2 protein-coding genes are annotated in these 717 nt (G+C 35.0%); one reads left to right on the forward strand and one right to left on the reverse strand.

The window, feature by feature from the left end:
- Positions 1–77: 77 nt before the first annotated feature.
- Positions 78–296, reverse strand: a complete 219-nt coding sequence (locus MF4642_RS16585; protein ID WP_058869611.1) for a hypothetical protein — start codon at positions 294–296, stop codon at positions 78–80.
- 109 nt (positions 297–405) lie between these two features.
- Between MF4642_RS16585 and MF4642_RS16590 the strand changes: the two genes are divergently transcribed.
- Positions 406–612: a hypothetical protein gene (locus MF4642_RS16590; protein WP_058869610.1), complete on the forward strand. Its 207-nt coding sequence runs from the start codon at positions 406–408 to the stop codon at positions 610–612.
- The last annotated feature ends 105 nt before the right edge of the window (positions 613–717 follow it).

Here is a 717-nt window from a genome sequence, read left to right on the forward strand (position 1 = left end):
CATCTTATTAATGGGGGTATCTAAAAATCCCATTCCCCACGTACAACTCTGTGGTATTGATTGTTTTTTGTTCAACATTATTCAATCCCCATATCACGCATGATGTCGTTTTCTTGTTTTAGTGAATCGCAGTACTCAGCAACTTTTGCAGAACGATAGCCCCAGTGCCCCATTACCATTTCAATATGGAAAAGTACCTTTTCAGAGTCATAGGCAGGATTGCCCCCCATGATCAGTTGACAGGCATCATCAAAGATAATTTTTGAGACGATTTCGAAAGCTTGTTCTTTTTCCATTGCAACAACATCACACGCAACAATTTCACAGGAATATAACAGAATTGCACGCAACACTGCAACGTGTGACACAATAATGTTGTTGCGTTAAACAATGTTCAGGTGTTACATGAAAAAATCAGACTTATCAAAAACTTATAGAGTTCGTGGGGAATTCGTAGAATCGGTTAAAGAAAAATCTTTAGATTTTATTATTGAAACTAAAGAAAGAATCGAAGAAGCGGACATAATTAATGCTTTGATTTACAAGCATTTAAAAGACATAACTGCGAAAGATGTAACAAAATACATTGAGGAAATAAAAAAAGCTGATTAGTGTGATTTACATAGACATTGAATATTAACTAAACAAAAAAAGGGCGATTAATTCGCCCTTCTCTTTTTTGCGCTCGATGTCGCATAACGTAATTTTATGTTAAAT

Source organism: Acinetobacter sp. MF4642 (assembly GCF_002018925.1).
Classification (GTDB): Bacteria; Pseudomonadota; Gammaproteobacteria; order Pseudomonadales; family Moraxellaceae; genus Acinetobacter; species Acinetobacter johnsonii.

What these genes read in the sequence shown, in the direction of transcription:
- MF4642_RS16585 (WP_058869611.1), bottom strand. Translation starts at nt 296, where the DNA reads ATGGAAAAAGAACAAGCTTTCGAAATCGTCTCAAAAATTATCTTTGAT.
- MF4642_RS16590 (WP_058869610.1), top strand. Translation starts at nt 406, where the DNA reads ATGAAAAAATCAGACTTATCAAAAACTTATAGAGTTCGTGGGGAATTC.